Source organism: Burkholderia ubonensis subsp. mesacidophila, from assembly GCF_002097715.1.
Lineage (GTDB): Bacteria > Pseudomonadota > Gammaproteobacteria > Burkholderiales > Burkholderiaceae > Burkholderia > Burkholderia mesacidophila.
Genome location: NZ_CP020739.1, coordinates 362,941 through 377,884, shown reverse-complemented (window position 1 = coordinate 377,884; position 14,944 = coordinate 362,941). Strand labels below are relative to the sequence as shown.

Annotated in this window: 15 protein-coding genes; 7 read left to right on the top strand and 8 right to left on the bottom strand. The window is 69.5% G+C overall.

What is annotated here, in order from left to right; genetic code table 11:
* Window positions 1-84 precede the first annotated feature (84 nt).
* Together B7P44_RS33990 and B7P44_RS33985 are read left to right on the top strand one after the other, a co-directional pair.
* Window positions 85-276, top strand: coding sequence for a DUF2964 family protein (locus B7P44_RS33990; RefSeq protein WP_084910703.1), 192 nt, complete (start codon window positions 85-87; stop codon window positions 274-276).
* Window positions 277-468: 192 nt separating this feature from the next.
* A complete protein-coding gene (locus tag B7P44_RS33985) occupies window positions 469-1,860 on the top strand; it encodes an MBL fold metallo-hydrolase RNA specificity domain-containing protein (protein WP_084910408.1) in 1,392 nt (463 codons plus the stop codon).
* 16 nt (window positions 1,861-1,876) lie between these two features.
* Here the strand turns inward: B7P44_RS33985 and B7P44_RS33980 are convergent, their stop codons facing one another.
* The 3 genes from B7P44_RS33980 to phbB all read right to left on the bottom strand — a co-directional run bounded on the left by B7P44_RS33980 (window position 1,877) and on the right by phbB (window position 5,586).
* Complete coding sequence (locus B7P44_RS33980; RefSeq protein WP_084910407.1) at window positions 1,877-2,917, bottom strand: zinc-dependent alcohol dehydrogenase family protein; 1,041 nt, start codon at window positions 2,915-2,917, stop codon at window positions 1,877-1,879.
* A gap of 99 nt (window positions 2,918-3,016) precedes the next feature.
* Window positions 3,017-4,828: a PHA/PHB synthase family protein gene (locus B7P44_RS33975; RefSeq protein ID WP_084910701.1), complete on the bottom strand. Its 1,812-nt coding sequence runs from the start codon at window positions 4,826-4,828 to the stop codon at window positions 3,017-3,019.
* Between the two features lie 11 nt (window positions 4,829-4,839).
* On the bottom strand, window positions 4,840-5,586 hold the full coding sequence (phbB, locus tag B7P44_RS33970; RefSeq protein ID WP_084910699.1) for an acetoacetyl-CoA reductase: 747 nt from the start codon (window positions 5,584-5,586) through the stop codon (window positions 4,840-4,842).
* Between the two features lie 260 nt (window positions 5,587-5,846).
* On the opposite strand from phbB, the gene B7P44_RS33965 reads away from it, so the two are divergent.
* The 4 genes from B7P44_RS33965 (at window position 5,847) to fnr (ending at window position 9,463) form a co-directional block, all read left to right on the top strand.
* The gene (locus B7P44_RS33965; protein WP_084910406.1) at window positions 5,847-6,686 is read left to right on the top strand and encodes a universal stress protein; all 840 of its coding nucleotides are present in this window, start codon (window positions 5,847-5,849) and stop codon (window positions 6,684-6,686) included.
* A gap of 216 nt (window positions 6,687-6,902) precedes the next feature.
* Window positions 6,903-7,406 (top strand): universal stress protein, encoded by a 504-nt coding sequence (locus B7P44_RS33960; RefSeq protein ID WP_084910405.1) that lies wholly within the window; start codon window positions 6,903-6,905, stop codon window positions 7,404-7,406.
* Window positions 7,403-8,236: a universal stress protein gene (locus B7P44_RS33955; protein WP_084910404.1), complete on the top strand. Its 834-nt coding sequence runs from the start codon at window positions 7,403-7,405 to the stop codon at window positions 8,234-8,236. The genes B7P44_RS33960 and B7P44_RS33955 overlap by 4 nt, the downstream gene beginning before the upstream one ends.
* Before the next feature lie 453 nt (window positions 8,237-8,689).
* Window positions 8,690-9,463: a fumarate/nitrate reduction transcriptional regulator Fnr gene (fnr, locus tag B7P44_RS33950; RefSeq protein WP_084910403.1), complete on the top strand. Its 774-nt coding sequence runs from the start codon at window positions 8,690-8,692 to the stop codon at window positions 9,461-9,463.
* Window positions 9,464-9,546: 83 nt separating this feature from the next.
* On the opposite strand, the gene B7P44_RS33945 is transcribed toward fnr, so the two are convergent.
* The gene (locus B7P44_RS33945) at window positions 9,547-10,536 is read right to left on the bottom strand and encodes a zinc-dependent alcohol dehydrogenase family protein (RefSeq protein ID WP_084910402.1); all 990 of its coding nucleotides are present in this window, start codon (window positions 10,534-10,536) and stop codon (window positions 9,547-9,549) included.
* Window positions 10,537-10,794: 258 nt separating this feature from the next.
* On the opposite strand from B7P44_RS33945, the gene B7P44_RS33940 reads away from it, so the two are divergent.
* The gene (locus B7P44_RS33940; protein ID WP_084910401.1) at window positions 10,795-11,067 is read left to right on the top strand and encodes a hypothetical protein; all 273 of its coding nucleotides are present in this window, start codon (window positions 10,795-10,797) and stop codon (window positions 11,065-11,067) included.
* 60 nt (window positions 11,068-11,127) lie between these two features.
* Here the strand turns inward: B7P44_RS33940 and B7P44_RS33935 are convergent, their stop codons facing one another.
* The 4 genes from B7P44_RS33935 to B7P44_RS33920 all read right to left on the bottom strand — a co-directional run bounded on the left by B7P44_RS33935 (window position 11,128) and on the right by B7P44_RS33920 (window position 14,930).
* Window positions 11,128-11,367: an immunoglobulin domain-containing protein gene (locus B7P44_RS33935; RefSeq protein WP_084910400.1), complete on the bottom strand. Its 240-nt coding sequence runs from the start codon at window positions 11,365-11,367 to the stop codon at window positions 11,128-11,130.
* Between the two features lie 30 nt (window positions 11,368-11,397).
* Window positions 11,398-11,673 (bottom strand): DUF1488 family protein, encoded by a 276-nt coding sequence (locus B7P44_RS33930; RefSeq protein ID WP_084910697.1) that lies wholly within the window; start codon window positions 11,671-11,673, stop codon window positions 11,398-11,400.
* Window positions 11,674-11,790: 117 nt separating this feature from the next.
* Window positions 11,791-12,267, bottom strand: a complete 477-nt coding sequence (locus tag B7P44_RS33925; protein ID WP_084910695.1) for a universal stress protein — start codon at window positions 12,265-12,267, stop codon at window positions 11,791-11,793.
* Window positions 12,268-12,359: 92 nt separating this feature from the next.
* Entirely contained in the window at window positions 12,360-14,930 is a 2,571-nt protein-coding gene (locus B7P44_RS33920) for an EAL domain-containing protein (RefSeq protein WP_084910399.1), read from the bottom strand.
* Window positions 14,931-14,944: the final 14 nt, after the last annotated feature.

Sequence of the window (14,944 nt, the reverse complement as noted above, 5' to 3'; positions counted from 1 at the left end):
CAACCGCGCCGCGTCCCCGCACGCGATCATGACCTCAATCGCGCGGCCGCCAGGCATCCGGAGGCCGCCAGTCAGGAGGACTTCATGATACGCAAGCAATCCCGGATCGTGCTCGCAACGATCTTCGTGTTCGTCACGCTCGGCGCACTGGCGGGCATCGTGCACGGCATGCTGTTCGACAACCAGCGGGTATTCGCGTTTGCGATCGTCGCGCTGGTGGCGGGCATCGCCGCGTTCGTCACGCTGCTCAACCCGACCGCGCGGGACGAGCGATAGCGGGCGCAAGCACGCAGCATCCTGCACCTCGACCTCAGGCTGCTCGTCAACGACAACGCGGGATTCACCGTGTCGAGCATGCCGATGCGACACCTGACGCGCCCGGCCTGTCTCTGATTTCCGTCAATCGCCTGGCCTGCGTTCCCGGTGTAATCGAACCATCACCTGTCGCGATTTCCCGTGAGGCGAGCGATGAAACTGACTTTCCTTGGCGCGACCGAAACCGTCACCGGCTCGAAATACCTGGTCGAGCATGGCGGCCGGCGCGTGCTCGTCGATTGCGGCCTGTTCCAGGGCACCAAGAACCTGCGCCTGCGCAACTGGAACCCGCTGCCGTTCCCGCCCGACACGCTGGACGCGGTCATTCTCACGCACGCGCACCTCGACCATAGCGGCTACCTGCCGGTCCTGGCGAGCGCCGGCTACCGCGGCCCGGTGTACTGCACGGCGGCGACCGCCGAACTGTGCGAAATCATGCTGCGCGACAGCGCGCGGCTGCAGGAGGAGGAAGCCGATTTCGCGAACCGCCACGGCTACTCGAAACATCATCCGGCGCGGCCGCTGTACACGGTGGACGACACGCTGCGCGCGCTGCGCCTGCTGAGCCCGCGCGGGTTCGACGAATGCGTCGAACTGGGCGGCGCGCTGTCGTTCCGGCTGCTGCCCGCCGGCCACATCCTCGGCGCGGCAAGCATCGTCATGCACTGGAATCACAAGGTGCTCGCGTTCTCGGGCGATCTCGGCCGCCGCAACGACCCGATCATGCGCGCGCCGACGCCGCCGGCCCATGCAGACTACGTGGTCGTCGAATCGACCTACGGCGACCGCCTGCATCCCGATTCGGACCCCGAAAGCGAACTGGCCGCGCTGTTCGGGAAGACCTTCGCGCGGGGCGGCGTGGTCGTGATGCCCTGCTTCACAGTCGGCCGGGCGCAGCAGATCCTGCACTACATCGCGCGGCTGAAGGCGACCGGCCGCATGGCGCACGTCCCGGTGTATCTCGACAGCCCGATGGCGACGGACGTGACCGAAGTCTATCGCCATCACGTCCTCGAGCACCGGCTGACCCTGTCGGAGGCGGACGCGCTCGGCCATGCGGCGACGATGGTGCGCACGGTCGATCAATCCAAGGCGATTGCCGGGCACCCGGGCCCGATGGTGATCATCGCCGGTAGCGGGATGGCGACGGGCGGGCGGGTGCTGCATCACCTGAGCCGCTACGCCCCCGACGCGCGCAACGCGATCGCGCTGGTCGGCTACCAGGCCGCCGGCACGCGCGGCGCCGCGCTCGCCGCGCACGAGCCGACCCTGAAGATCCACGGCGAATACGTGCGCGTGCGCGCGCAGGTCGAGACCATCGCAACGCTGTCCGCCCATGCCGATTACGAGGAGATCCTGCAGTGGCTCGGCGCGATGCAGCAGCCCCCGCTCCGCACGTTCGTGACCCACGGCGAACCGGCCGCCGCGGATGCGTTGCGCCGGCGCATCGAGGAACGGCTGCATTGGCCGTGCGAAGTGCCGACCTATCGGCAGACCGTCGACCTCGACGAAGCCGCGGCGCTGCCGCGCGTCCCTGCCGCGTGACGCGCCGGCCGGCCGCTCAGGCCACTTCGATGATGACCTTGAGCGCGTGCGTTTCCGCCGCGCGACCGAACGTGTCGTACGCCTGCCCGACGTCGTCGAGCGAGAAGCGGTGCGTGATCAGCTGCTTCGGATCGAGGCGACCCGCGCGCACGGTCTTCAGCAGCATCGGCGTGCTGACGGTGTCGACGAGCCGCGTCGTGATCGCGATATTGCGATCCCACAGCTTCTCGAGGTGCAGGTCCGCCTTCACGCCGTGCACGCCGACGTTCGCGACCACGCCGCCCGGCGCGACGATCGACGTGCACATCTCGAACGTCGCCGGAATGCCGACCGCCTCGATCGCGCAATCGACGCCGACGCCGTCGGTCAGCTTCATCACTTCCGCGACCGTGTCGCCGGCGCGGCCGTCGGCGCAATCGGTCGCGCCGAAGCGGCGGGCCACCTCGAGCCGGTTGCGGTCCGGGTCGATCATGATGATCCGGCCGGGCGAATAGAACTGCGCGGTCAGCAGCGCCGCGAGCCCGATCGGGCCGGCGCCGACGATCGCGACCGAACAGCCGGGCTGCACCTTGCCGTTCAGCACGCCGCACTCGAACCCGGTCGGCAGGATGTCGGACAGCATCACCAGCGCGTCCTCGTCCACGCCGGACGGCACCCGGTACAGGCTCGTCTCGGCGTGCGGAATCCGCACGAATTCGGCCTGCGTGCCGTCGATCCGGTGCCCGAGGATCCAGCCGCCCGTCGCGCAGTGCGAGTACAGGCCGCGGCGGCAGTTGTCGCAGCGGCCGCACGACGTGATGCACGACACCAGCACGTGATCGCCCGGCTTCAGCGTGTCGACCGCCGCGCCGACCCGCTCGACGATCCCGACGCCTTCGTGACCGAGGATGCGGCCCGGTTCGCACGACGGCACGTCGCCCTTGAGGATGTGCAGGTCGGTGCCGCAGATCGTCGTACGCGTCATCCTGACGATCGCATCGGTCGGCGCCTGCAGTTCCGGCATCGGCCGCTCCTCGAGCGCCTTGCGCCCGGGGCCCTGATAGATGAGTGCTTTCATTGGGTGTTCTCCGTCGATGGGGCGTTGCCCCTGCGCTCAACAATGTAGGAGACGCGCGGGCCGGCCTGCTTGACCCGCATCAAGCGGCGGCGCGCCCGCTCAAGCTTCGAGGACGTAAGTGCCCGGCGCCGGTCCGAATCCGCCATCCGGCATGCGCGCCGGCACGTCGCCGGTCGACCGCGCGCGCAGCCAGTCGCGCCAGCAGGTCCACCACGATCCGTCGACCACGGCCGCATCGCTCAGGAAATCGTGGCGGCTCCGGTAGGCCGCATCCGGCTCGCGGGTCGCGCAGCGATAGTGGCGGCCCGGATGGCCCGGTTCGGACACGATCCCGGCGTTGTGGCCGCCCGCCGTCAGCACGAACGTCAGCGCGTTGTGCGTGAGCAGGTGCAGCTTGTAGACCGAGCGCCACGGCGACACGTGATCGCGTTCGGTCCCGACGACGAACATCGGCGCCGCGAGGTCCGACAGCGCGACCGGCTGGCCGTCGACGCAGTAGCGGCCGGCCGCCAGGTCGTTGTGGAGAAAGAGCTGCGTCAGGTATTCGGCGTGCATGCGGTACGGCATGCGCGTCGTGTCGTCGTTCCACGACATCAGGTCGTTCGGCTTCGTGCGCCGCCCGAGCAGGTACTCGCTCATCATGCGCGACCAGATCAGGTCGCGCGCGTTCAGCAGCTGGAACGCGGCGGACATCTGCGCGCCGTCCAGATAGCCCTGCCGCCACATCAGCGCATCGAGCGCCGCCAGTTCGCTCGCGTCGATGAACAGCCCGAGCTCGCCGGGCTCGCTGAAGTCCGTGAGCGCAGCGAGCAGCGTGATCGAGCGCAGCGCGTCGCGCTGCCCGTCGCGGGCCAGCGCCGCCGCGCCGATCGCGACGAGCGTCCCGCCGAGACAGTAGCCGACCGCGTGCACCGCCTCGCCGCACCGTGCGCGCACCGCGTCGAGCGTCGCGAGGAAGCCGTCGCGCACGTAGTCGTCGAGGCCGAGGTCGCGCGCTTCCGCGCCCGGGTTGCGCCACGAGATCGCGAACACGGTGTGGCCCGACTGCACCAGGAAGCGGATCAGCGAATTGTGCGGCTGCAGGTCGAGGATGTAGTACTTCATGATCCACGACGGCACGATCAGGATCGGCTCGCGCGCGACGGCCGGCGTCATCGGTTCGTACTGCAGCAGTTCGCACAGTTCATTGCGCCATACGACCCGGCCCGGCGTGATCGCCACGTCGCGCCCCGGCAGGTACGCAGGCGCGTTGCGCGCATGCAAGCCGCGCATGCGCTCGGCCGTCGCATGCGCGTCCTCGAGCCAGTGCCGGATGCCTGCCGCGAGGTTCGCGCCGCCCGTGCGGGCCGTCGCTTCGAGCACGACCGGATTGGTCGCGACGAAATTGCCGGGCGAACAGGCGTCGAGCCACTGCCGCGCCGCGAATCCGACCAGCTCCTCGTGATGCCGCTCGACGCCCGGCACGCCCCGCGTCGCCTCCTGCCACCAGCGCTGGGTCGCGAGAAAGCCGTCGCGATAGAGCCGGAACGGCCAGTTCGACCACGCGGGCGCGGCGAAACGGGGATCGGCTTCCCCCGCATGCACCGCGAGATCGCTGTCGTCGCTGTCGTCGCGAGCGGCGAACGCGCCGGCCGGCCACGACGCGGCCGCGAGCGACGCCTGCGTCGCCAGCTCGAAGCACTTGCCCGGCGACACCGCGAGATGCGCGCCCCAGTCGACCACGGCGAGCGCCAGCGATACCGGCGACAGGCCGAACGTCATCGCGGCGAGGCTCCCGTGCACCGCGCGGCTCCATTGCTCGGCGGGCGTCGCATCGGGGCGCTTGCCTGCGTCCGCGCGCGGCTGGCGGCGCGCGTCGGCAGTAGAGGCCGCGTCGCGGGCCGCGGGATGGGGTGCGGCAGAATCGTGCATGGCGATGACTTTCACCTCATATGCATCCCGCCGTTGACGGCAAAATCGGCACCGGTCGCGAACGCGCCTTCGTCCGAGCACAGGAACGCGACGAGCGCCGCGATCTCGTCGGGCGCCCCGAGGCGGCCGACCGGAATCTGCGGCAGGATCTTCGCGTCGAGCACGTCCTTCGGCACGGACTCGACCATCGGCGTCGCCAGATAGCCCGGCGACACGGTATTGACGGTCACGCCATGTTTCGCGAGTTCGAGCGCCAGCGCTTTCGTGAAGCCGTGCACGCCGGCTTTCGCGGCCGCGTAGTTGGTCTGTCCGTATGCGCCCCGCGAGCCGTTCACCGAGCCGACGTTGACGATGCGGCCGAAACCGCGCTCGATCATCCCGCCGACGAACGGTTTCGTCATATTGAACAGGCCGTCGAGGTCGGTGCGCAACACTGCGTCCCACTGCGACTTCGTCATTTTCGCGAACGTGGCGTCGCGGGTGATGCCCGCGTTGTTGACCAGCACGTCGACGCGCCCGAGCTGGTCGATCACGCGCTTTCCGCACTGCCGGCACGAGTCGAAATCGGCGACGTCGACCTCGAACGCGTAAAAGATGCGGCCGGCGGCGCGCTCGTGCGTGAGCCAGGTCGCGACGTGATCGTTCTGTTCGGAGTGAGACACCGCCACCGTCATTCCGGCGGCATGCAGGCGGCGGCTGATCGCGGCGCCGAGGCCGCCCATTCCGCCGGTAACGAATGCGACACGCTCATTTCGCATGGACACGCTCCAGTGGCGCGTCACCGTCCGCGCAGCAGCCATCGAGCGGTGTGACGCTGACATCGTTCATCATCGTCCCCGTTTCGGTCCGGTCCGTTGATCGGGATCAGGTTCCATGCCGCCGGCCGGCGCCCGGCGCGGCGGCCCCGCCACTGTGCGTCGATGCCGCACGGGCGCCGTTGATCTGAGTCAAGCGCACCGGCACGCTGCTTCGTAGACTGGATTGCACTGACGGATCCACCGTCGATGGAGCGACCGCAATGGGCTACAAGAGCATCGTCGTGCATCTCGACGCGAGCCGGCGCGCGCATTCGCGCCTCGAGTTCGCGTTGCGGCTCGCGCGGCGTTTCGACGCGCATCTGACCGGCCTGTTTTCAGTCTATACGCCGGAACTGACGTCGTTCTACGTGATGGCCGGTTCCGCCAACTATTTCCGCGAGCGCGACGAACGGCGCAATCAATGCCATGCCGCGCTCGAGCGGCTGTTTCACGCGGAAACGGCACGGGCCAAGGTGTCCGGCAACTGGATCGGCGCGGAGGCGCGCGCCAACTTCGTCGTGCCGCGCCAGGCGCGCCATGCGGACCTCGTGATCGTCGGCCAGGGCGATCCGGACGATCCCGATACCTACATCGACGACCAGTTCCAGGAGAACCTCGTGCTGTCGGCCGGCAGGCCGGTGCTGTTCGTCCCGTATGCGGGCGAGTATCCGACGCTCGGCGAGCGCGTGCTCGTCGCGTGGGACGGCAGCCGCGAGGCCGTGCGCGCCGCCCACGACGCAATGCCCTTCATCGAGCGGGCGAAGCGCACGACGGTCATCACCGTCGGCAACGGCAATCACGCGGACGCCGGCGTGCGCATCCCGGGCGCGGATGCGGCGCTGATGCTCGCGCGGCACGCATCGGACGTCAACGTGCTCGACATCGAGTGCGGCGCCGGCGCGTCGATCGGCGACATGCTGCTGTCGCGCGCGTACGAGACCGGCACCGATCTGCTCGTGATGGGCGCTTACGGCCATTCGCGCTGGCGCGAGCTGCTGATGGGCGGCGTGACGCGCACCGTGCTGAAGTCGATGACGCTGCCGGTCCTGATGTCGCACTGAGCGGGTCGATGCGGGCGCGTCGATCGCGCCGCCCGGCGGTCTCGACATATCGGTGTCAAATGCCTGCATCGATAAGCATTCCTCCGTACCGCGCGAGCGAATCGCGCGTCGCCCGGCAGGCTCGGCAGCGACGGCCGAAGTGCTTGATCCAGATCAGCGCGATTGCCCCGCGTGCGCCGATGATGAGGGCATCCGCGCCGCTCCAGGGGAACCGCCATGTACTCGCACATTCTCGTCGCGCTCGACGGCAGCGAAACGTCGTCGCATGCACTCGATGCCGCGCTGGCCCTCGCGTCCGAGGCGGGTGCGCGGCTTACGCCCGTCTACGTCGTCGACCTTTTCGTGCCGGCCTATGACCCGCTCGGCTACGATCCGTCGATCCTGATCGACGCGTTCCGCGAAGAAGGGCTGCGCGTCACCGACGACGCCGCGCGACGGATGGCCGGGCGCGGCGTGTCCGGCACGCCGCAAATCGCCAACGTCGAGCCGGACGGCGAAGACATCGCGGACCGCATCCTGATCGTCGCGCGGGAAACGGGCGCCGACCTGATCGTGATGGGCACGCACGGCCGGCGCGGCTTCCGGCGCCTCGTGCTCGGCAGCGTCGCCGAGCGCGTGCTGCGCGGCGCCACGTGCCCCGTCCTGTTGATTCCGGCGCGCTGCGCGCCGAAGCCTGCCGCCGAAACCGTCGCGGCGCCGACCGACAAGGAGCCGTCATGAGCTACAAGACCCTGCTCGTCCATCTCGACGACAGCGCGCGCTGCCACGCGCGCGTCGAACTCGCGCTCGATCTCGCGGGACGCTGGAACGCGCACCTGATCGGCCTGTACGTGGTCTGCCAGGACCTGCTCGAACCGTTGTTCCGGCCCGGCGAGCCGCTCGAGCTCGGCGTGTACGAGCGCCTGTGCGAGGAACGCCGCAAGCAGGCTGAGGCGCGCTTCCTCGAAGCGGCCGAACGCGCGGGGCGCAGCGTCGAATGGCGGGCGCCCGCCGGCCCCGCGACCGAAGCCGCGATCCTGCATGCACGTCATGCGGATCTGCTGGTGCTCGGCCAATTGAACCCGCACGACCGCATGACGTACATCGCCAGCCATTTCATCGAAGACGTCGTGATGGCCAGCGGACGCCCGGCCATCGTCGTGCCGTACGCGGGCCGGGTACGGACCCTCGGCGAAAACGTGCTGATCGGCTGGGACGGCGGCCGCGAGGCCGCGCGGGCGGTGGCCGACGCGATGCCGCTGCTGATGCGCGCGCGTTTCGTCAACGTCGAAACCATCGCGCGCAAGCGCCCCGATCCGGACAAGACGCCGGCGGGCGTCGACGTCGCCGCGTACCTCGAACGCCACGGCGTGCGCGCGTCGTTCTCGACGACGCCGCGCGAAGGCGACATCGGCTCGGGCGCGACGCTGCTCAACCGGGCCAGCGACCTGCACGCCGACCTCATCGTGATGGGCGCGTACAGCCACGCGCGGATGCATGAACGCGTGCTCGGCGGCGCGACGCGCACTATCCTGGAAACCATGACGGTGCCGGTGCTGATGTCGCATTGACCCGGGCGCGGGGCAGCCGCATCGGGCCGCCCCGCCTTCCGCTTGCCGCACGACGGCGCGCCGCAGCGACGACTCGCCGCGGCACGCGCCGTTCGACGATCCGGACGCGTTCCGGGTGTCGCTTCCCGCGATGCGTCAAGGACCTCGCCGCCGCCCTCCCTGCGGCATGACGCCGCACGCCTGTAGGAATCCCCCTACACGGCTTCCACGTTGCCTACCGCATCTTCAATCCACGCTGATTTCGCCCGGATGCCGGAGGCTCCATACTCACCACCGTTCTAGCCGGATAGCCACGCGCGTCCTGGAACCCGGACGGCGGCATCGCTCAAGCGGGTGAAACCGGCACGGATTTTCTTTCACGAAGACGGCGGACCATCGACGCCGCTTGCAATACGAACGACGCGACCCTACCCGGGTCCCGATCGCCGCTGACCCAACGAACTGGAGCAGATCATGCTGAGCCATGCCGATGCCGTGACGGCCACGCCCTCCCGCCCCGTCACGCCGCTGTACCCGGTTACCCGCGAAGACCAGCCGAAGCGCACCGCATCCCGTTGTTCGTCCTGCGCGCTGCGCAACGTCTGCATGCCGCAAGCGCTGACGCCGGCGGAATTCGCGCGCGTCGATGCGATGATCTGCACGACGCGTCACGTGAAGCGCGGCGAGGCGCTTTACCGCTCGGGCGACGCGTTCCACAGCATCTACGCGGTGCGCACCGGCTCGTTCAAGACCATCGTGATGCATCGCGACGGCGGCGAGCAGGTGACGGGCTTCCAGATCGTCGGCGAGCCGCTCGGGCTGGACGGCCTGCATGCGGGCCGTCACAACGGCGACGCGATCGCGCTCGAGGACAGCACCGTCTGCATCATCCCGTTCGGCCAGCTCGAACAGCTGTGCCACGAGGTGCGGACGATGCAGCACCACGTCTACCAGATGATGAGCGGCGAGATCGTGCGCGAATCGGGCCTGATGCTGCTGCTCGGCACGATGACGGCCGAACAGCGCGTCGCCGCGTTCCTGCTGAACCTTTCCGAGCGCTTCAAGGTGCGCGGCTACTCGTCCGCCGAATTCGTGCTGCGGATGACGCGCGACGAAATCGGCGGCTATCTCGGCATGAAGCTCGAAACGGTCAGCCGCATGCTGTCGAAGTTCCAGCGCAAAGGGATGCTCGCGGCGCAGGGCAAGCAGATCCGCATCGTCGACGCGGACGGCCTCGCGAGCGTCTGAACGCGCACGTTGCGCGAAACGTACCGAAGCGGCCGGCGCACAACCGGCCGCGCGCCCCCCACCCCGAACGAAGCCTGCGCCGATCAGCCGCGCGTAGCGAGCACCGCGGCGCCCGACACGCGCCCCGCGCGCAAGTCGTCGAGCGCGCGATTCGCGTCCGTCAGCGCATAGCGCACCGCTTCGATCTGCAGCGGCATCGTGTCGGCAACGCGCATGAACGCCGCGGCATCCGCGCGCGTCAGGTTCGCCACCGACGCGATGCGCCGCTCGCCCCACAGCCACGCATACGGAAAGGCCGGGATGTCGCTCATGTGAATGCCACCGCACACGACGATGCCCCCTTTGTCGACCGCGCGCAGCGCGACCGGCACAAGCGAGCCGACCGGCGCGAAGATCAGCGCGGCGTCCAGCGCTTCCGGCGGCGGCTCGTCGCTGCCGCCCGCCCACGCCGCCCCGAGCCGTCGCGCGAGCTGCTGGGCGGCGGCATCGCCGGGCCGCGTGAACGCGAACACCTGCCGCCCCTCCAGCCGCGCGACCTGCGCGACGAGATGCGCCGCCGCGCCGAACCCGTAGATGCCGATCCGGCGCGCGTCGCCCGCCATGCGCAGCGTGCGATGGCCGATCAGGCCGGCGCACAGCAGCGGCGCCGCCTGAAGGTCCGAATAGCGTTCGGGCAGGTGCACGCAATAGCGGCTGTCGGCCACGGTGCGCTCCGCATAGCCGCCGTCGATCGTATAGCCGGTAAAGCCCGGCGCGTCGCACAGATTCTCCCGCCCGGCGACGCAATACGCGCATTGGCCGCAGGTATGCCCGAGCCACGGCACGCCGACCCGGTCGCCGACGGCGAAACCCGTCACGCCGTCGCCCAGCGCCGCCACCGTGCCGACGATCTCGTGCCCCGGTATCAGCGGCAGCCGGGGATCGGGCAAATCGCCGTCGACCACGTGGAGATCGGTGCGGCACACCCCGCACGCGTGCACGTCGATCAGCAGTTGCCCCGCCGCAGGCGACGGGTCCGGCACGCGCGCCTCGCGCAACTGCGGCGCGCCGCCATCGAAGATCATCGCAAGCATCGTGTCCTCCCTGCTCGATCGCCCCCGCACGCCTTCCATCATGCGCGCCGCATCCGCGTCAAGGCTAGGGGCCCGGCGCAACTCGACGAGGTGGTTTCGTCATCCGGTCAGGCCAAGCACGCCGCATGTAGGAATCCGCTGATCGCGCCCGCGCGATTCCTACGATAACTTCGGGGTCGCCTGATTGAAGCGCCCCGGGGCGCCAACGATACTGGATACACGGCGACACCACGACGCAGGGCGACCAGGAGAAGCACGATGTCTCACGCTACGTTTCGTTCCGAATCGGGTTATCAGGCCACGTACCAGACGGATGCAACCGCTTGCGCCGCGCCGTCCGCGGCGCCTGCCGCAGGGTCGCCCGCGTTGCCCGACACGCTGGCACTCGTCGCGCTCGCGCGCGACGCCGGCATGCTCGTCACGCTCGATGCGATGATCGGCCGCGAGCGCTACGAAAGCGTGACGGGGTCGATCGCGACGCTGGCCCGCTTCGCGCAGGCACTGCAGCTCGCGATGCTCGAAGCGGCGTGATGCCGGACGCCGGACGCCGGCGCGTTGCCGTTGGCCCGCGTCGCAGCGAGGCGATGCGCGTCAGACCGTGAACGTGTCCGACCGCTTCATCTCGATCCACGTCATGCCGGTTCGCAACCCTTCCAGCGCCGCCGCGCGCTCGGTGGCGAAGATCCGGCCATGCGCAAACACGCGTTCGCAGCCGCCATCGGGCGACCGGTGCGTCACATGGATCCGGCACTGGTAGCCGCCCCCGTCGGCGGCGACGGTCTCGATCGCCACCGACCAGTCCGCTTCGTGAAGCTCGCCTGAAAGCGTCATCCCTGCCTCCTCGCCGATCCCGCGACGGGTTCACGCATAAAACCGGAAAACCCCGCTGTGAAGCAGGACGGGCCGTCCGCCGATCGCTTCCAGCATGTCGCGCGCCGCCTGCTCGATCGCGGGACGATGGCGCGCGAACGCGTCGGCAAGATCCTGTTCGCGCGGCGAAGCGGCGCCGAAATGATCCTCGAGCGCCTCGGCCGTGATCGCGCACCGCACGCGGCCGCCCTCGACGAGCGCCGAAAAGGCCAGCACGAGGTCCGGCCCGCAATACGCAGGGGGGTCGACAGGAAACGAGATCTGCATGATGCTCACCTGGTTCGGCGGCACGGCGTCGGCCGCCTGTTGCCGAAAGCGTGGATTCGCCGGCCCGCGCGCGGTTGACCTCGGTCAATCGGCCCGCTCGGGGCGGCGGGCCGTGCGCTACGCCGCCGCGGCCGCTGCACGCGGCGCGTCATCGCTGCGCATCAGCAGGACCGGGCACTTCGAGCCGCGCAGGAAGCGCTCCGCGACGCTGCCGACGACCATGCGCCGGAAGCCGCGCCGCCCGTGCGTGCCGACCACGGCCAGGTCGACGTGGTGCTCGTCGACGTAGCGCTGCAGGCGCTCCGCGATGTCCTCGCCGATGCTCTCCGTCTCGACGAGTTCCGTTTCGCCGTTCACCGCCGCCTGCGCAATGACCCGCTCGGCGTCGCGCAGCACCGCGACGCCGTCGCGCCGGGCTTCCTCGATCAGCGCGTCCGGATCGATCCGGCCGGCATAGGTGAACAGGATCGACTTGTCGACGACGTAGACCGCAAACAGGCGGGCGCCGCTGAGCTTCGCGATCTTCAGGGCTTCGTCGAGCGCGTGCTTCGACGACGTGCTGCCGTCCACGGCAACCATGATATTGGTGTACATGCGAACCTCGCTGGGTGAATGGCCGGTCGCTTGCATCGCGTCCGGCTCTGTCACCATCATCGGCGGCGGCGCGGTTCGAACGTTGATGTCCGTCAAGTATCGCGGACGGCTTGCCGCGACGAACCGTCGCGCGCGGCGTCCGCGCCCGTCCCGCCCTGCGGCGGCGACACCATCGCGTCGCCGCGCTCGAATTGCCGGAACGCCTCGGCGATGTGCTTGCGCAGCAGCGCCACGTCCCACGGCCGGGTCAGGTGCTTCTGCACCGACCCCGCGCCGACCGCGTCGCTGATCGACTGCGCATCGGCATAACCGGACAACAGGATGCGCACGACGTCCGGATACAGCGCCTTGACCCGCTGCAGCAGGTCGACGCCGGACCGGGCCGGCGTGCGGAAGTCCGACACGATCACGCCCACGCGATGCTGCGCGAGCAGGTCGAGCGCATCGTCGGGCGCGGTCGCGCCGAGGATCTCGTAGCCGTCGCGGCTCAGCGCCCGCCGGAGCAGTTGCAGGACCGAGCGGTCGGCGTCGACCAGCAGCAGCGTCCGGTGCAGCAGCTCGCGCCGCCGGCAATGATCCGGCAGTTCCGCGCCGACGGACAGCATGTCGGCGATTTCCGCGCCCGTGACCGGATGGCTGAAGTAGTAGCCCTGCATCGCATGGCAGCGATGCCGGTTCAGGAACGACAACTGCGCTTCCGTCTCCACGCCTTCGGCCACCGTCTCCATGTTCAGCGACTCCGCCATCGCGATGATCGAGCGCGTCAGCGACGCCCCTTCCGCGCTCGTGGTCACGTCGCTCAGGAACGACTTGTCGATCTTGACGACGTCGAACGGCAGGTCCTTCAGATACGACAGGCTCGAATAGCCGGTGCCGAAGTCGTCCAGCGACAGCACGACGCCCAGCGCCTTCAGTTCGCGCAGCGTATGCACGATCGCACGGCGGTCCTGCATCAGCACGCTCTCGGTCAGCTCGAGCTCGAGCCACGCCGGCGCGAGGCCGGTTTCGTCGAGCGTCGCGCGCACCTTGTCGGCCACGTTCTGCTGCCGGAACTGGCGCGCCGACAGGTTGACGGCGACCGGGATCGGCGGATGCCCTTCCCGCTGCCACGCGACGGCCTGCGCGCACGCGGTGCGCAACACCCATTCCCCGATCGGCACGATCAGCCCGGTTTCTTCCGCGATCGGGATGAAGCGGTCGGGCGGAATCACGCCGACGCCCGGACGCCGCCAGCGAATCAGCGCCTCGACGCCGCTGATCTGGCCGGTCTTGAGATCGACCTTCGGCTGGTAGTACAGCGCCAGCTCGTCGTTCGCGACGGCCTGGTGCAGCGCGTTCTCGAGCTCGGCCCGCTCGTCCACCCGGGCGCCGAGCTCGCGCGTGTAGAAGCTGTAGCAATTGCGCCCGCGCTCCTTCGCGCAATACAGCGCGGCGTCGGCCGTCCTCAGCAGCGTCTCCGTGTCGGCGCCGTCGACCGGGCAGAGGCTGACGCCGACGCTCGTCGTCACGTGCAGGTCATGGGTGTCGAACGTGAACGGCGCGACGAAGGTGCCGAGCATCTTGCGGGCGATCGCGTCCGCATCCGCCGGCGTCGACAGGTTGACCAGCATCACGACGAACTCGTCGCCGCCGAGCCGCGCGACCGTGTCGCCGTCGCGCACCGCCGCCTTGAGGCGCGCCGCGACGGCCCGCAGCAGGGCGTCGCCGACCGAATGGCCGAAGGTGTCGTTGACGTGCTTGAAGCGGTCCAGGTCGAGCACCATCACCGCGACCATCTGCCCCGTGCGCCGCGCCTGCGACAGCGCCTGCTCCATGCGGTCGCTCAGCAGGTTGCGGTTGGGCAGGCCGGTCAGCGCATCGTGGTTGGCCAGGTATTCGATGCGCCCTTGCTGCGCCTTGCGCTCGGTGATGTCCTGCACGATGCCGCGCAGGATGATCGCGTGGTTCGGGTCGCGGCTCGATTCCGCCTGGTGCAGCACGTGGCGCTCGGTGCCGTCCGCGTGCATCAGCCGATGCTCGAGCGAGAACGCGGCGCCTTCGGTGCGCAGGCTCGTGAACGACTGGATCAGCAACGGCTGCTCGTCGGCCGGCACGGCCTGCAGCAGCCGGTCGAAGGTGGGCGGCGTGCGGTCGGCGTCGAGGCCGAGGATCCGGTACAGCTCCGGCGACCAGTAGCCGTCCGCGCGGCCGGCCTGGCACTCCCAGTTGCCCACGTGCGCGAGCGCCTGCGCATGGGTCAGGCTGGTCTCGGCGGTGGCCAGCCGTTCGAGCGTGGCGGCGGCCCGCAGCAGGTAGCGGATCCGGTAGCCGAGCAGCTTCCAGCGCATCGGCTTCGACACGAAATCGGTCGCGCCGGCGTCGAACGCGCTCGCGATCGACGCGTCGTCGTCGTTGCCGGTCAGCATCACGATCGGCACGCGTCGCCCTTCCGGCAGCGCGCGCAGCCGGCGGCAGCATTCGAAGCCGTCGCCGCCCGGCATCTCGACGTCGAGCAGCACCAGGTCGGGGCGATGACGCAGGAACGCATCGATGCCGGCCTGCGGCGCCGCCGCTTCCTCGACGCGAAAGCCGTCGGGCTCGAGCGTCTCCACGACCAGCAGGCGCGTCATTACGTCGTCGTCGATGACCAGGATCACCGGCGCAGCGGAATTTCGATCGTTCACGACTGGGTTCCCTC